This is a genomic window from Aeromonas sp. 2MA4, from assembly GCF_029237305.1.
GTDB classification, from domain to species: domain Bacteria; phylum Pseudomonadota; class Gammaproteobacteria; order Enterobacterales; family Aeromonadaceae; genus Aeromonas; species Aeromonas salmonicida.
In genome coordinates, this window is sequence record NZ_JAACFY010000002.1 from 12867 (window position 1) to 28525 (window position 15659).

The 15659-nt window shown below is 61.8% G+C and carries 17 protein-coding genes; 3 read left to right on the plus strand and 14 right to left on the minus strand.

From position 1 onward, the window contains the following. Nucleotides 1-10: 10 nt before the first annotated feature. Nucleotides 11-1753, plus strand: coding sequence for a formate--tetrahydrofolate ligase (locus GWQ31_RS02620; RefSeq protein ID WP_275908573.1), 1743 nt, complete (start codon nucleotides 11-13; stop codon nucleotides 1751-1753). 205 nt (nucleotides 1754-1958) lie between these two features. Here the strand turns inward: GWQ31_RS02620 and GWQ31_RS02625 are convergent, their stop codons facing one another. Together GWQ31_RS02625 and folE are read right to left on the minus strand one after the other, a co-directional pair. Beyond that, on the minus strand, nucleotides 1959-3614 hold the full coding sequence (locus GWQ31_RS02625; RefSeq protein ID WP_275908574.1) for a methyl-accepting chemotaxis protein: 1656 nt from the start codon (nucleotides 3612-3614) through the stop codon (nucleotides 1959-1961). Between the two features lie 414 nt (nucleotides 3615-4028). Continuing rightward, on the minus strand, nucleotides 4029-4685 hold the full coding sequence (gene folE / locus GWQ31_RS02630) for a GTP cyclohydrolase I FolE (RefSeq protein ID WP_059113584.1): 657 nt from the start codon (nucleotides 4683-4685) through the stop codon (nucleotides 4029-4031). A 320-nt stretch (nucleotides 4686-5005) separates the two neighbouring features. Between folE and moeA the strand changes: the two genes are divergently transcribed. Further along, the gene (gene moeA, locus GWQ31_RS02635) at nucleotides 5006-6232 is read left to right on the plus strand and encodes a molybdopterin molybdotransferase MoeA (RefSeq protein ID WP_275908575.1); all 1227 of its coding nucleotides are present in this window, start codon (nucleotides 5006-5008) and stop codon (nucleotides 6230-6232) included. Further along, on the plus strand, nucleotides 6229-6984 hold the full coding sequence (moeB, locus tag GWQ31_RS02640; protein WP_275908576.1) for a molybdopterin-synthase adenylyltransferase MoeB: 756 nt from the start codon (nucleotides 6229-6231) through the stop codon (nucleotides 6982-6984). Before moeA ends, moeB begins: the two co-directional genes overlap by 4 nt. 67 nt (nucleotides 6985-7051) lie before the next feature. Here the strand turns inward: moeB and GWQ31_RS02645 are convergent, their stop codons facing one another. The 12 genes from GWQ31_RS02645 to napG form a co-directional block, all read right to left on the minus strand. After that, on the minus strand, nucleotides 7052-7831 hold the full coding sequence (locus tag GWQ31_RS02645; RefSeq protein ID WP_169046417.1) for an alpha/beta fold hydrolase: 780 nt from the start codon (nucleotides 7829-7831) through the stop codon (nucleotides 7052-7054). A gap of 130 nt (nucleotides 7832-7961) precedes the next feature. After that, nucleotides 7962-9062 (minus strand): molybdenum ABC transporter ATP-binding protein, encoded by a 1101-nt coding sequence (gene modC, locus GWQ31_RS02650; RefSeq protein ID WP_275908577.1) that lies wholly within the window; start codon nucleotides 9060-9062, stop codon nucleotides 7962-7964. Further along, nucleotides 9059-9739 (minus strand): molybdate ABC transporter permease subunit, encoded by a 681-nt coding sequence (modB, locus tag GWQ31_RS02655; RefSeq protein WP_275908698.1) that lies wholly within the window; start codon nucleotides 9737-9739, stop codon nucleotides 9059-9061. Before modB ends, modC begins: the two co-directional genes overlap by 4 nt. Nucleotides 9740-9960: 221 nt before the next feature. After that, nucleotides 9961-10686, minus strand: a complete 726-nt coding sequence (gene modA, locus GWQ31_RS02660; protein ID WP_169046419.1) for a molybdate ABC transporter substrate-binding protein — start codon at nucleotides 10684-10686, stop codon at nucleotides 9961-9963. An 88-nt stretch (nucleotides 10687-10774) separates the two neighbouring features. Next, the gene (gene moaE, locus GWQ31_RS02665) at nucleotides 10775-11254 is read right to left on the minus strand and encodes a molybdopterin synthase catalytic subunit MoaE (RefSeq protein ID WP_125607942.1); all 480 of its coding nucleotides are present in this window, start codon (nucleotides 11252-11254) and stop codon (nucleotides 10775-10777) included. Between the two features lie 101 nt (nucleotides 11255-11355). After that, the gene (moaD, locus tag GWQ31_RS02670; RefSeq protein WP_265421616.1) at nucleotides 11356-11601 is read right to left on the minus strand and encodes a molybdopterin synthase sulfur carrier subunit; all 246 of its coding nucleotides are present in this window, start codon (nucleotides 11599-11601) and stop codon (nucleotides 11356-11358) included. After that, a complete protein-coding gene (gene moaC / locus GWQ31_RS02675) occupies nucleotides 11598-12092 on the minus strand; it encodes a cyclic pyranopterin monophosphate synthase MoaC (RefSeq protein WP_059113847.1) in 495 nt (164 codons plus the stop codon). The genes moaD and moaC overlap by 4 nt, the downstream gene beginning before the upstream one ends. 49 nt (nucleotides 12093-12141) lie before the next feature. Continuing rightward, nucleotides 12142-12648, minus strand: coding sequence for a molybdenum cofactor biosynthesis protein B (moaB, locus tag GWQ31_RS02680; RefSeq protein ID WP_159165998.1), 507 nt, complete (start codon nucleotides 12646-12648; stop codon nucleotides 12142-12144). A 261-nt stretch (nucleotides 12649-12909) separates the two neighbouring features. Next, a complete protein-coding gene (locus GWQ31_RS02685) occupies nucleotides 12910-13500 on the minus strand; it encodes a cytochrome c3 family protein (protein WP_005309887.1) in 591 nt (196 codons plus the stop codon). 94 nt (nucleotides 13501-13594) lie between these two features. After that, nucleotides 13595-14050 (minus strand): nitrate reductase cytochrome c-type subunit, encoded by a 456-nt coding sequence (locus tag GWQ31_RS02690; RefSeq protein ID WP_005309884.1) that lies wholly within the window; start codon nucleotides 14048-14050, stop codon nucleotides 13595-13597. Beyond that, complete coding sequence (gene napH / locus GWQ31_RS02695) at nucleotides 14050-14925, minus strand: quinol dehydrogenase ferredoxin subunit NapH (RefSeq protein ID WP_265461266.1); 876 nt, start codon at nucleotides 14923-14925, stop codon at nucleotides 14050-14052. The genes GWQ31_RS02690 and napH overlap by 1 nt, the downstream gene beginning before the upstream one ends. Next, nucleotides 14922-15656, minus strand: a complete 735-nt coding sequence (napG, locus tag GWQ31_RS02700) for a ferredoxin-type protein NapG (protein ID WP_275908578.1) — start codon at nucleotides 15654-15656, stop codon at nucleotides 14922-14924. The genes napH and napG overlap by 4 nt, the downstream gene beginning before the upstream one ends. Nucleotides 15657-15659 lie beyond the last annotated feature (3 nt).

A 15659-nucleotide genomic window follows, 5' to 3' on the forward strand; every position in this document is an offset into this window, starting at 1 on the left:
CGAGGTGCTGATGCTAAGCGATATCGAGATCTCCCGCCAGTCCCCCCGTCTCTCCATCCAGGCCCTGGCTTCGCGCCTGGGCATCCCGGCCCATCTGCTCAGCCCTCACGGCCACTACAAGGGCAAGCTCAGTCTCGAACTGCTCAAGCAAACCGCCAGCAAGCCCGGCAAAAAAGCGGGCAAGCTGGTGCTGGTGAGCGCCATCACGCCGACGCCCCTTGGCGAGGGCAAGACGGTCACCACCCTGGGTCTCTCCATGGGGCTCAACCATATTGACCAGCCCAGCATCGCCACCATACGCCAGCCGAGCCTAGGGCCCGTATTCGGGGTCAAGGGCGGCGCCGCCGGTGGCGGCCATGCCCAGGTGGTGCCGATGGAGGAGATGAACCTGCACCTGACCGGTGATTTCCACGCCCTCACCGCCGCCCACAACCTGGCGGCCGCCGCGCTGGATGCCCGCCTGTTCCATGAGACCAAACTCGGCAGTCAGTTCACCGCCAGGACCGGGCTGGCACGGCTCGATATCGATCCCGCCAACATCCTCTGGCCGCGTACCCTCGACATGAATGACCGCGCCCTGCGCCACCTCACCATAGGCCAGGGCAGCCCGGCCGATGGGGTGGAGCGCACGGATCGCTTCGTCATCACTGCGGCCTCCGAGCTGATGGCCATTCTGGCGCTGGCAAGCGATCTGAAAGACTTGCGCGAGCGCATCGGCCGCATCCAGCTGGCCCTCGACAGCCAGGGCCAACCCATCACGGCCGAGCAACTGGAAGTCGCCGGCGCCATGACGGTGCTGCTCAAAGACGCGCTGCAGCCGACCCTGATGCAGACCACGGAACAGACCCCTGTGCTGGTGCACGCCGGCCCCTTTGCCAACATAGCCCACGGCAACTCCTCGGTGATTGCCGATCGCATGGCGCTGCAACTGACCGACTATGTGGTGACAGAGGCGGGTTTTGGCTCCGACATGGGGCTGGAGAAGTTCTTCAACATCAAGCACCGCCAGTCCGGCATCACGCCGGCCTGCGTGGTACTGGTGGCAACGGTACGCGGCCTCAAGGCCAACAGCGGCCTGCTCGATATCCGCCCGGGCCAGCCGCTGCCTGCGAGCCTGCTGGGGGAAGACTTGCCCACCCTTGAAAAGGGGTGCGCCAACCTTGCCTGGCACATCCACAACGCGCGCCGTTATGGACTGCCCGTTGTGGTAGCAGTCAACCGCTTCCCCACCGACAGCCAGGCCGAGCTGGATCTGCTGATGCGCGAGGCGCGCCAAGCCGGTGCCTGTGGTGCAGCCATCTCGACCGCCTTTGTAGAGGGCGGTGCGGGCGCCAGTGAACTGGCCAGGGCCGTGGTCGCCGCCTGCGAGATGCCAAGCCAAATCCAGCTGCTCTATCCCAATGAGATGAGCTTGTGTGCCAAACTCGCCACCCTGGTGGAGTGCGGCTATGGCGGCCGTGGTGTCATCCTCTCTGACAAGGCGCACCGACAGCTGGCCGCGCTCTCGGCTGCAGGCTGGGATCACCTGCCCATCTGTGTGGCCAAGACGCCGCTCTCCATCAGTCACGATCCCGCCAGGAAGGGAGTGCCGACCGATTTCGAGGTGCCCATCGACGAGGTGAAGCTGTGCGCCGGTGCCGGTTTCGTCTATGCGCTGGCAGGCCCCATCATGACAATGCCGGGGCTCGGTAGTCTGCCTGCCTATCGCCATATCGATATCGACGAAGACGGCGAGATAGTCGGACTGAGTTGATGGCAGTGGCAGCAGTTGCAGGCCAAGCCACCACCTCGGCAGCCTGCCACCAATTATCGCCATATAGATATCGGCGAGGACGGCGAGATAGTCGGACTGAGCTGACGTTTTCCATGCTCAAGATCGCCAGAAACAACAAGACCCCGCCAATTTGGCGGGGCCTTGTTTTATAACAGCGGTCACCCGTTAAGTGACGGGTTAGCCCCTAGAGGGTGAAGCGCTGGGTCATATGATGCAGCGAGGTGGCCAGCTTGCTCAGTTCGACGCAGGCCTGGGCAGTCTGCTGCGCCCCCTGGGCGTTCTCGTCGGCGGCATTGTGGATGTTGACTATGCTGCGGTTGAGCTCCTCGGTCACCGCATTCTGCTCCTCGGTGGCAGTAGCGATCAGGGTGTTCATGTCGGTGATCTGGGTGACGGCCCCATTGATGGTATCTATGCTGCTGCCCGCATCCCGCGCCAACCCGACGCTCGCCTGCATCTGCTGACGGCTCAGCTGCATGGCGCTGCCCGCCTCGGCGGCGCGGCTCTGCAGCAGCTCTATCATCTTGCTGATCTCGGCTGTGGAGTCCTGGGTACGCTGCGCCAGGGAGCGTACTTCGTCCGCCACCACCGCAAAACCACGACCCTGCTCACCCGCGCGGGCGGCCTCGATGGCGGCGTTGAGCGCCAGCAGGTTGGTCTGGCCAGCGATGTCACGAATAACGTCCAGCACCATGCTGATGTTGGCGCTGTCTGTCTCCAGCTGCTGTACCACGACTCCCGCCTGTTCAATCTTGACCGACACATCCTCGATGCTGCTGATGGCGCTGCGCACCACCTGGTTGCCCTGGGCCGAGGTATGGGAAGCATCCTTGGCCGCACTCATGGCATCCGTGGTATTGCGGGCCACTTCGTTGACCGTGGACTGCATCTCGTTCATGGCGGTAGCCACCTGGGAAACCTCGCTCTGCTGGCGAGCCATGCCGGTAGCAGACTGCTCGGAGATGGCACTCACCTCCTCCACAGCGCTGCTGAGCTGGCTCACGGAGCCGGCGATTTCGCTCACCAGATTGGCCAGCGCGTTTTGCATCCGGTTGAGCGCCGAGCCCAGTTGACCCAGCTCGTCGCGGTTGAAGCGGTTGTCCTGGATCCACTCCTGCAACTCTCCCTTGCCCAGATCGCCGTTGGCAATGCGCTGAGCTTGACGGGCCAGCATGATGAGCGGGTCCCGGATCTGACGGGTCAGCACCACCGAGAGGCCGACCACCAGCACCAGACCGACCAGCAGCGACACTGTGACGCTCAACTTGGCGGAGTCATAAGCGGCTACCACCACCTTGCGCGACGCCTTGGCATAGCCATGGTTGATGCGAATGAGGTCACTGACCGACTTGGTCAAGTTGAGGTAGAGCGGGATCCCCTCGCTCATGAAGACCTGCTGGGCAGAGGCCAGCTGATCGCTATCCTGCAACTGCTTCACCCTCTGGTGCAGCGCCGCGTAGCGGGCCCAGTCAGCCTTGACGGTATCGAAAGTGCGGCGCTCTTCCACATCTTCCGCCCAGATGGTGGCGTCATGCTCGACCAGTTGCTGGGCGACCTGTTCAAACCTACGGCTGGTTTCGCTGCGATACTCCGCTTTTTTCTGCGGATCCGAAGCCACCAGGAAGAATCCCAGCTCATAGCGGCGCAGCTCGCTGATGCTCTCGCCGATGGCACTGGTGCGGTTGACGGCGGGCAAAATGCTGTCGGTGAAACCGATGGCGGCCCGGTTCATGTTGCTGAACTCGAGCAGCGAGAAGCCGCCGATAAAGGCCACCATCAGGCCGAGCACGGCAAAGCCGGCGGTGAGCTTCTTGCCTATAGTCATGGTACTGGTATTCATGGCATGTCCTGGATATGAGTGAACAGATAGCGCCCGTTTGATCCGCGCCTGTCGGCACGGATCTGTGACTGCCATCCATGGCGGCTCATCCAGCCCTGATGAATATGTATCCTTACATGAACGAGGCGAGAACCTTGCAAAGGTGCGGGGTGCCTGCCTGACAAGCCCGTTCAGGCCTGCTGGGAGGCATGGCGGCGGCCAACATAACCACGGATGCCCGCCCCTTGTGGCTCAGCATGGGCCCAAAAGAGAGCCAAAGTGAACCATACCGAGGTATATCGACCGCACCGGTCAATCCCTTAAGGGAATTTGTGGATGAAACAGGAGAGATGGCCGACGGGCCCCATGAACTGAAGAGGGAGAGAAGAAGGGAGAAAGGAGGCATGCCACCATGGCGCCATGCCTCCTGACAGATCAGCCCTTCAAACCGCCCAGAAACTCGGCGCGGGTATCGGGTTGGGTCTTGAACACACCACCAAGGGAGGTGGTGGTGGTGTAGGAGGTGGAATCCATCACGCCCCGAGCCTTCACGCAGAAGTGGGTTGCCTTGATGCTGATGGCCACATCCTTGGTGCCAAGCAGGGTTTGCAACGCCAGCAGGATCTGCTGGGTGAGGCGCTCCTGCACCTGGGGACGGCGGGCGAAGAACTGCACTATGCGGTTGATCTTCGACAACCCGATCACCTTGCCACGGGGGATATAGGCCACATGGGCCAGCCCGTCGATAGTGACGAAGTGGTGTTCGCAGGTGCTGGTGAGGCTGATATCCCGCACCATGATCATCTCGTCCACCTTCATCTTGTTCTCGATCACAGTCACCTTGGGGAAGGTGGTGTAATCGAGGCCTGAGAAGATCTCGTTCACGTACATCTTGGCGATGCGGTGCGGCGTCTCCGCCAGACTGTCATCGGTCAGATCCAGCCCCAGCGTCTCCATGATGGCGCGCATGTGGCCTTCGATCTTCTCCTTCTTCTGCTGACCATTCAACGCATTGGCCACCAGAGGTGTCTCGAGGCCCTCGGCCTCGAGGGCTGCCCTGACCAACAGGGCTTCCTGGCTTAAGCTCGTCATCTTGTTCCTCTCCCACGCTCAGGGACTGTAATGGCCACCTTGTCTGTGGCGGCACTTTGTTGTGGCGCAATAGTAAACGGCGATTATTGCCATAATTCAAGCTAACTCAAGTCCGTCTCCTGACTTTATGCCAATCCGTCGGGTTTTACCCCTTGATGACCCACCCCATACGGGGAGGGTTGCGACAAACGACCTCTATTCCGCCGCCATTCCACCACCACCCTGTGTCAGGCAACCTGGTGCCAGCCCTTGATAAGCCTGCCCATCCACACTGATTTTTGGGATAATCTGCCCTCAACCACACCAAAGAGGTAATGACGATGGGATTTGATACCAGCGGACTACTCCCCCTGAGCGATGCCCTGCAAGGGATGCTGGACCAACTCGCCTGCTGCTGCGACACAGAGCAAGTGCCCCTGCCCCACGCCCTTGGCCGCGTGATCGCTGGCGATATCGCCTCCCCTCTGTCAGTGCCTCCCTTCGACAACGCGGCCATGGACGGTTACGCAGTGCGGCTGGCGGATCTGGCTTCCGGCACTCCGCTCACCATGGCAGGCAAGGCGTTTGCCGGTCAGCCCTATCAGGGGGAGTGGCCCGCCGGTCACTGTGTGCGGATCATGACCGGTGCTCCGATACCTGTGGGCACAGACGCTGTGGTGATGCAGGAAGAAACGCAGGCCGACGGCAACCAGATCACCTTTCTGGTGCCGCCCACCCTGGGCCAGAATATCCGCCGCCGCGGGGAAGACATTCACGAGGGGGCCAGCGTACTGAGTGCGGGTTGCCGCCTCACCCCGCGAGAGCTGCCACTGCTGGCCTCCTTGGGCATCGCCACAGTGCCGGTGCGCCGCCCGCTAAAAGTCGCCATCTTCAGCACGGGGGACGAGCTCAAGCCGGTCGGTACCCCGCTCGCCCACGGCGACATCTATGACTCCAACCGCTACGGGGTCAAGGCCATGCTGGCGCGCCTTGGCTGTGAGTGCCTCGACCTTGGCATCATACCGGACGACCCTGTCGCCCTTCGCGCCGCCTTCCTGCGGGCCGACAGCGAGGCCGATGCCCTCATTACCACGGGTGGCGTGTCGGTCGGTGAAGCAGACTTCACCAAGCAGCTGCTGGAGGAGCTCGGCGAGATCGGCTTCTGGAAACTGGCCATCAAACCGGGCAAACCATTCGCCTTCGGCCGCCTGCCCCGCGCCTGGTTCTTTGGCCTGCCAGGCAATCCTGTCTCTGCCATGGTTACCTTCGATCAGCTGGTGCAACCGGCTTTGGCCAAGCTGGCCGGCCAGCAATTCGAGCGTCCGCTGCAACTGCTGGCCGTCGCTGCCGAGCCCCTCAAAAAAGCCCCGGGGCGGCTCGATTTTCAGCGCGGCATCCTGAGCCAGGGGCCAAACGGCCTGGAAGTGCGCAGCACAGGCTCCCAGGATTCCGCCGTGTTCAGTTCATTGTCCCACGCCAACTGCTACATAGTGCTGGAGCGTGAGCGGGGCAAGGTGGCGGCAGGGGAAACCGTCACCGTCGAGCCGTTCGGGAGCTTGCTGCTGTGAGCGACATTCTCTCGGACGCAGAACTCTTGCGCTACAACCGCCAGATAGTGCTCAAATCCTTCGATTTCGAGGGGCAGGAGGCGCTCAAACAGGCCAGCGTGCTGGTCATTGGCGCGGGGGGCCTGGGCTGCGCCGCCAGCCAGTATCTGGCGGTGGCCGGGGTCGGCCAGCTCACGCTGGTGGATTTTGACAAGGTGGAACTCTCCAACCTGCAACGCCAGGTACTGCACACGGATGCGCGCATTGGCCAGCTCAAGGTGGATTCTGCGGCCGAGGCGCTGCGCGCTCTCACTCCCTGGCTCAAAGTGGAGACTCACGCCGCGGTTGCCGACGAAGCACTGCTCGATGCTCTGTTGCCCCGGCACCAGCTGGTATTGGATTGCACCGACAACCTGGCCATCCGCAATCTGCTCAACCAATACGCGCGCAAACACGGGGTACCGTTGGTCAGTGGTGCCGCCATCCGGCTCGAAGGGCAGTTGTGCAGCTTTACCTGGCAGGAGAGTGAACCCTGTTACGCCTGCCTCAGCGCCCTGTTTGGCGAGCAAGCGCTGACCTGCGTCGAAGCGGGGGTGCTCGCCCCCATGGTCGGACTGGTCGGCAGCCTGCAAGCGCTGGAGGCCATCAAGCTGCTGGCGGGGATGGGCCGCAGTTACAGCGGCCGCCTCCTGATGATCGACGGTCTCACTGGCACCTTCCGCGAGATGAAGCTGCCAAAGCGCCCCGACTGCCCGGTCTGCTCTCACCCTTGAACCCGGTTGATACCCACAAAAAAGCCGAACCTGCAGGTTCGGCTTTTTGCTATCTGGCAGGATCTGTTCAATGGGTCGAGAGGATCCGCTGAAGCAGGTGATTGAACCCTGAGGGATCTTCTGCCGGCCAGGCATGGTGGCCATTGGGGGTATGAATACTGGCGTTGGGCAGGGCGGCGAACTGCTCCACCCGTTTGGCAAGCGGCAGGTAGTCGTGACTGGTGGAGATGATGGCCACCGGCTGCCAGATGCTGCCAAGCCGTGCGCGTACCGACCAGCCGGGCAGCGCATCGAGCAGCGCCCGATAGGTCTTCTTTTTGTTGCTGCGCACGAAGCGCAGCCGAAAGGTGTGGCGCACCTGGGCGAGGTCGGGCCCCGGGAAGAGCTCGCGACCCAGCCACCAGGCAAGCGGGCGCATGCCGAACCAGCGCAGCCACTTGAGGCGCTGGGCGTAGCGTTCCTGCTCCTTGGGGGTCTCCAGCAAAAACTCGCTAAAGCCGTTGACCAGCACCAGCCCTCGCACCTTGTGCGGCAGTTGCAAGGCCAGCTCCAGCGCCACCATGGCCCCCAGCGACAATCCCACCACCCAAGCGGGCTCAGGCTGTTCATCAAGCCAGTTCACCACGTCGGCCGCCAGGGTCGCCACATCGAACGGCCCCTCCTGCATGCTCTGGCCGTGGCCGCGCAAGTCCAGCGCCACCACCCGGTAGTGTTCGGAAAAACGCTCTATCTGCGCCTGCCAGTCGAGGCTGGAAGAGCCAAGCCCGTGCAACAGCAACAGCAAGGGACCCTCCCCCGCACTGCGCAGGGCAAGACCGTTGGATTTCATTACCTGATTGCGACGCATCAGTTCATCGCCTCTCGACTCATTGCCTGAACCATGCCCTGTTTATCCCGATAGTCACCAGCCAGCTTGCGGGCATATCCTCTGCGCTAGCCGGGTATGCCGCACCACAATGTATCAGATCACCACCCATTCAACCTTCACTGACCAGACTGACCGCCTTGATATAGGCGTATATCTGCTGCTCCGGCGCCAGCGCCAGACGGGTGGCGGAGCGACTGGTGATCCGGGCCAGCAGTATCTGCTCACCCAGCGCCAACTGCAACAGGGTCTGCCCGGGGCGCACCTCGCGCACCGCCATCAAACGGGTGGTGAGGCAGTTGGAGAGACTGGAGTGCTCGATAGGCGCCGTGGCGATCACCACATCCCGCCCCGCCACCTTGATCTGCAAGGGGCCACTCTCGTCCGGCATCCTGTTCATGGTGACCCGCAATGTCTGCTCGCCGAGCTGCAGGGTCGCCATCTGCTCGTCGTCATCGTAGTGGGCAAGGGTGGCATCCAGCATCACACCGGCATCGTCGCGACTGGCGAGCGACAGATCCGTGCGGGCAAAGATCTCGCTCGGCCGGCCTTGCGCTTCCACCCTGCCACCTTCCAGCAGCACCAGCTGATCGCAGAGCAGACTCACCTCCTCCATGGCGTGGCTGACGAAGATCATGGGGATGCCGCTTTCGCGCTGCAACCCCTTGAGCACGTGGGCCTGATGGATGCGGCTGCGGCTGTCCAGCGCCGAGAAGGGCTCATCGAGCAGCAGCAAATCGGGCTCAGCCAGCAGCGCCCGCCCCAATGCTACCCGCTGGCGTTGACCACCAGAAAGCGCATGAGCAGGCTGCGCCAGCAGATCGGCAAAGCCGAGCCGCGCCGCCAGCGACTCGGGCTGCCAGCGCCCTCGCCCCTTGCGGGCCGCCAGTTGCAGATTGCCGAGCACCGTCAGATGGGGGAAGAGGCGCGAATCCTGAAACACCAGTCCGATACGGCGTGCTTCGGGCAGCAGTTCAGCGCACTCCCGATCGCGCCACAGCAAGCGATCCCCTGTTTGGCGATCGAGCCCAGCGATGATGCGCAGCAGTGTGCTCTTGCCGCAGCCGGAGGGGCCAAACAGACCGAGAATGCCCCCCAGCTCCAGGGTCAGTGTGCAATCGAGGGTAAAGAGGCCAAACTCGCGCCGAGCCTCAAGTTGCAAGGGATGGCGGTGCAGTGCGTTGCCCTGCGACATATTGGCTGGCTGGCTCATCCGAACAATCTCCGCTGCCGGCGCTGCAATACGCCATAGACCAGCACCAGCATCACCAGCGAGAAGCCCATCAGGCCCCCCGCCAGAATATGGGCGTTCTGGTAATCCATCGCCTCCACATGATCAAACAGGGCGATGGAGAGCACTTGCGTCTCCCCAGGGATATTGCCGCCAATCATCAGCACCACGCCAAACTCCCCCAGGGTGTGGGCAAAGCCGAGGGCCGCCGCCATCACGAAGCTGGGCAGGGTCATCGGCAAAATAATGTGGAAGAAGCGCTCGACCGGCCCCAGCCCCAGGGTGGCGGCGGCTTCCAGCTCTTTGTTGCCCATGTTGACGAAGGCGGAGGTGAGCGGCTGCACTACGAACGGCAGCGAATAGAGGATGGAGGCGAACAGCAGGCCAAGAAAACTGAAGGCGAGCGGAGCGCCGAAGGTGTCACGCCACCAGGCACCAAAGCCATATTCAGGGGAAAAGGCAAGCAGCAGATAAAAACCTAGCACGGTGGGGGGCAGCACCAGCGGCAAGGCCACCAAGGCCTCCACCAGCGGCCGCAATCTGTGCTGGCTATGGGACAACCACCAGGCCAGCGGCGGCGACAGCAGCAATAATATGCCAGTGGTACAGGCGGCCAGCTTGAGGGTGAGCCAGATCGCCAGCAGATCCCCTTCACTCATCGGGCTCACTCCCAACGCCTGGTTCAGCACCAGACACTGCAAATGAGCTGAGCTCCCAGTAGACCTGATCTTGAGTCAGGCAAGCCATCGCCAACAGATCTCTACTCATCGTCCGGCTCCCGGTTGAATGCAGCCAACGGCATGGTGTCCATGCCTCATTGCAAAGAGTGGCCGACCCGAAGGCCGACCACTCAGGGTATCGTGCCAATCCCATGCCCTTATCAAGGCAGGGCATAGCCCGCTTCCTTGATGATGTGCTGGCCCGGCCCCTTGAGCCAGGCAACCAGCGCCTCCACCGCAGCCCCTTTCTTCAATACCAGCCCCTGCTGCTCGATGGCGGGATAGAAGTTGGCAGGCACAGCCCAGGCTTCGCCGGTCTTGCCAGCTTCCACCAGATTGGCCCAGGCGACGAAGCCCAGCTCGGCATTGCCGGTGTCGACAAACTGCCAGGTCTGGCCGATGTTGGCGCCGGTCAGCAGCCGGTACTGCTTGGGATCGATCTTGAGATGGGTGAGGGTCGCCATGGCGGCAGCACCATAGGGTGCGGTGCGGGCATTGGCGATGGCAAGGTTGCCTTTCCAGCTGCGCAGGGTCGCCTCGTCAGGAGCCGGGCCCCCCTTCTTCCACAGTCCCAGCTGACCGATGGCGTAGGTGAAGCGATCGCTCCCCTTGCCCTCTTTTTCCAGCTTCTCGGGAGTCGCCACATCGGCGGAGAGGAAGAGATCGAACGGCGCGCCGTGACTGATCTGGGTGTAGAGCACCCCGGTGGCGGCAGACGAGATGGCCAGAGTGTGGCCTGTCTTGGCCGTGAACGCCTTGCCGATACGCTCTATGGTGCCCTTGAAGTTGGCAGCCACGGCCACCTTCACTTCATCCGCCTGCACGGCACCGGTATGCAAGGTGGCGGCGCAGACCCCTGCGATGACAATAGATAACAGCGGTTTCATTCCCTTTCTCCTGATGGGGGCCCGAACATCCGCGCCCCTAAGCGGGGCCGTGGTTCCCGTTGAACCTGAGCCCCTCGTGATGAACAGGTCAGGCTTGCCAGCGGGCGGCGGCGGCGTTGTCACTCTCCTTGGCCTCGACCCAGCGTTGTACACCCTCGGCGGTCAGCTCTTTTTTCCAGAACGGCGCCCGAGTTTTCAAGAAATCCATGATGAAGTGGCAGGCATCAAAGGCGGCATCACGGTGGGCGCTGCTCACCGCCACCAGCACTATCTGATCGCCAAGCCACAGCTCGCCGATGCGGTGGATCAGGGTGCACTCCTGCAACGGCCAGCGCTCGCGGGCCTCCTGCACGATATCGGCCAGCGCCTTCTCTGTCATGCCGGGGTAGTGCTCGAGGGCCAGCCCCTTCACCTCCTCCCCCTGATTGAAGTCGCGCACCTTGCCAACGAAGGTGACGATGGCGCCACTGTCGGCGCGGGTGGCGAGGCGGGCATATTCGTCTGCCAGCGAGAAGTCCTCTCGCTGCACCAGAATGCGATCTATGGGTGTCGTGGTTGCTTGAGACATGGCTCAGCCTCCGGTCGTTACTGAAGGGAGAGGGAAGAAGGCCACTTCGTCGCCACCGCACAGCTCAGTGGTGCGATCCACGGTCATTATCTCGCTCATCCTTAGCCTCCGGTCACTGGGGGGAAGAAGGCCACTTCATCGCCATCATTGATGGGGGTATCGAGGGGCACCAGGGTCTGGTTGACCGCGACCAGCAATTTGCCAGCCTCCAGCGCCAGTGCCCACTTGTCGCCGCGCTTGCTTAAGCTGCTGCGCAGCGCTTCAGCGGTGGCGTAGTCACAGGGCAGGCTCAGCTCATCACAGGCCACCAGCTCTCTTACTTGCGCAAAAAACAGCACCTTGATCATGCGTTATCTCCTGCATTCGATCCCAACTGAAAGTGGCCGGACTTGCCGCCCTTTTTCTCCACCAGTCGAACCTGTTCGATCACCATGTCCTTTTGCACTGCCTTGCACATGTCATAGATGGTCAGCGCTGCAACCGATGCGGCCGTCAGTGCCTCCATCTCCACCCCTGTCTTGCCGGAGAGTTTGCAGAGGGTGCGGATATGAACCCTGTTTTGCTCAGGTAACGGCACTATCTCCACCTCGACCCTGGTCAATGCCAGCGGATGGCAGAGCGGGATAAGATCCGAGGTCTTCTTGGCCGCCATGATGCCGGCGATGCGGGCGGTAGCGAACACGTCACCCTTGTGGTGCTGACCGCTCAGGATCAGGGCCAGGGTGTCAGATGCCATGGCGACGAAGGCCTCGGCGCGGGCCTCACGCTCGGTGACCTGCTTGTCGGTCACGTCCACCATGTGGGCTTCGCCGCTTTGGTTGAGATGGGTCAGGTTCATCACGCTCCCCTTTAAGGCTGACATAGTGTTGGGATCAATGACTCGCGACTCAGAGATGGGCCACGAAGTTGCAGGGCTGGGTACGGGCATCGAGCTGATCCCGGATAAGCTGCTCCCAGCCGAGCTGGCAAGCACCGGGAGAACCGGGCAGGCAGCAGACCAGAGTACGGTTGGCGAGCCCGGCCAGGGCACGGCTCTGCATGGCCGACCCTTCGATTTCGGCAAACGAGAGCTGGCGGAACAACTCGCCAAAGCCCTTGACGGTGCGATCGAACAGTACGCCGACCGCCTCCGGCACCCAGTTCTGATCGGTAAAACCCGTGCCGCCATTGATCAGCACCACCTGTATGGTTTCATCGGCAATCCACTGGCTGACCCGGGAACGAACCTGATAAAGGTTGTCGGCGAGCAGGGCACGATCGGCCAGCTGGTGACCTGCTTCTGTCACGGCAGACACCAGATAATCGCCCGAACTGTCATTGGCACTGGTACGACTGTCGGAGACCGTCAACACGGCGATCTTGAGAGGAATGAATGCGCTGTTTTTCTGTCCCATGGGCAGCTCCTGATAGCAAAAGACCGTGAGAAAAGAGAAGAAGAGAGTGGTCAGGATCCCGGCTTGCGGTACCTGCTCTCGGGATGGCCAGTGCCTGCTCGGGCACAACCTTGACCACCGGCTCACTCCCTGCGACTCACGGCGGCCCGATTCTACCAAAACTCGCGCAAGAGGGGGGATTTAAAGGAGGCACAAATACCGTTTCAAGCTGGCTGGCGGGAATATGAACAGACCGGCCAACCCCGGTCTGTTCAAGATGGCTTAAAAGCCCTTTACCCCCGTCATGTCAGGCAATTGGTGAGCTATGCCCTTGTGACAGTCGATGCAGGTGTTCTCGCCACTGGCCAGACTGGTGGAATGCATCTGGGCACCCCGCTTGCCTTGCAAAGAGAAGTCCATGTACTCGAAGTTATGGCAATTGCGGCACTCCCTCGAGTCTGTATCCTTCATGCGTTGCCACTCCCGCTCGGCCATTTCGCGCCGGTGCGACTCGAACTTCTCGCGGGTATCCACCTTGCCAGTCAACATGCCCCACAGCTCTTTCGAGGCCTGTACCTTGCGAATGATCTTGTAGGTCCACTCGTGAGGCACGTGGCAATCCGGGCAACTGGCCCGCACACCGGAACGGTTGGCATAGTGAATGGTGTCGCGGTACTCCACGAACACGTTGTCTTTCATCTCGTGGCAACCGACACAGAACTTCTCGGTATTGGAAGCTTCCATGGCGGTGTTGAAGCCGCCCCAGAAGATGACGCCACCGAAAAAGCCCATCAGCAGCAGCACCCAGAGTGCCGCCTTTGACGGTGACTTGAACGTGGTCCACAGACGCTGGATAAAGCCGGGTAATTTCATCTATGGGTTCCTCAGTTCAGTGCTTCGTTCACTGGAGTGTTAAAGGTGTTCCAGACTCGCTGAACAACGCCGAATAATGTCATCTGCGAACTCCTCAGTTCAGTGCTTCAACCGGTTTAAAGGTATTTTCCACCAGCGGCTTGGCATCCGCTTGCGGTACGTGGCACTGCAGGCAGAAGTAGCGACGCGGCGACACTTCACCCAGGGTCATGCCGTCACGGGTCTCAAAGTGAGTGGGACTGATCTTGGGTGCCTTCATCTTGCTGGCATTCTTGAAGCTGTGACAGGCCAGACACTTGTTGACCTTGGTGTCCACTTCATAGTTGCGAACATCGTGGGGGATCAGCGGCGGCTGATGCATGTACTGGCGATCGTAGAGATCCCCGTCCTTGCGAAAGTTCTTCAAAGGGGCGGCTTCAGCCTCCGTGGTGAGATCCGTGCTCCCCCGCTCGGATTTGATCCCCCCTGTGCTATTGGTGATCTCGGGGATGGCGGCCATCAAGGAACCCGCCATCAGGCAGGCCAGCATTGCTCCAATCAGCTTTTTCATTATGTGTTCTCCGACATTTTCTCTGCCTTGACGGCAAAACCTACAGTGATTTCAAAAACTTGCTCCGCGCAGACATCAATGCAACGGCCGCAGTTGGTACACTCTTGAGCCGCAATCAGGGGCCCGTGACCACGCTTGGCACCGTGAACGGGGCCGCGCAGAATGGGGCGCTCCGGACAGACCGCATAACAATCCATGCAGTTGCTGCACCGCTCGCGTCCCTTGGCAGAAATTTTGATAAACCCGACCCGGTTGATCAGGGCGTAGAAGGCCCCCACAGGACAGAGATGACCACACCAGCCCCGCTCCACCACGAACAAGTCGAACAGGAAGATCATCGCCAACAGTGCCCAGCCAGCCCCCATCCCAAACAGCAGACCGCGCATGGCCAAGGACACCGGATTGACCAGCTCCCACACCAGCACGCCCGCAATGGCCGGGGCCACCAGCACCATGGCCAGCAACCAGTAGCGCGTATTGCGACTGAACTGGCCATTGCCCTTGAGGCCAAGTCTGGCCCTGACCCAGGCGGCGGCATCCGTGACGAGATTGACCGGACAGACCCAGGAGCAGAACACCCGCCCCCCGACCAGCCAGTACCCCAAGAGCACAATGACAGCCCCGATCCAGAGGGTGGTGATGGGCCAATGACCCGCCGCTACCGACTGCAGCAGGGTCAAGGGATCGCTCAGCGGCACCGTTTCCAGCAACAACGAGCTGGAGAGATTGCCCTTGAGGATCCAGACACCCGCCAGCGGCCCCAGCAGGAAGAGCCCCAGCACGCTGAACTGGGTCAGACGACGCAGCAGCAAGAAGCGGTGGGCGCGCCACCAGCCGAGCCTGGCGCTGGCCTCGGCTCCCGGATAACGACTCATAACTCCTCCGGTTTACGGGTCGGCAGTGTGAGCCGCTCACCGATGAGTGACTTGCCCGCTTTGCGCTTTTCTTCCCAGCCGAGCCGGTAGTGATGGCCAAGCTCCCCTTTGGCGAGCTGGCGCGGCACCACCTTGATGGCGGACTCCTCCAGCACACAGGCATGCTCGCACTTGCCACAACCGGTGCAGATGTCGCTGTGCACCGTCGGCAAAAACATGGCGTGTTTGCCGGTGCGCGGGTTGCGCACCAGTTCGAGCGAGATGGCCTTGTCAATCAAGGGACAGACCCGGTAGCAAACATCGCAGCGCAGACCCAGATAGTTGAGGCAGGTCTCGTGATCGATGAGCACAGCTACCCCCATTCGTGCCTGATCGATGTCGGTCATCCCCTGATCCAGGGCTCCGCTTGGACAGGCCACCACGCAGGGGATGTCGTCACACATCTCGCATGGCACGGCGCGCGCCTGGAAATAAGGGGTGCCCGTGGTGACGGGTTCAAACAGCCGGGCAAGCTTGAGGGTGTCGTAGGGACAGGCGTCGACGCAGAGCCCGCAGCGCACACAGGCACTGAGGAACTCGGCCTCGTCGAGGGCTGCCGGCGGACGCAGTGCCAGGGCGGGCACCGCCGCTGCCTGCTGACGCGCCATTCCGCCCAGACCCACACCAAGCAGGCCCACACCGCAGGCCCCCTTGGCCATGTCGGCCAGAAACTGGCGGCGACTACGACTCATCTC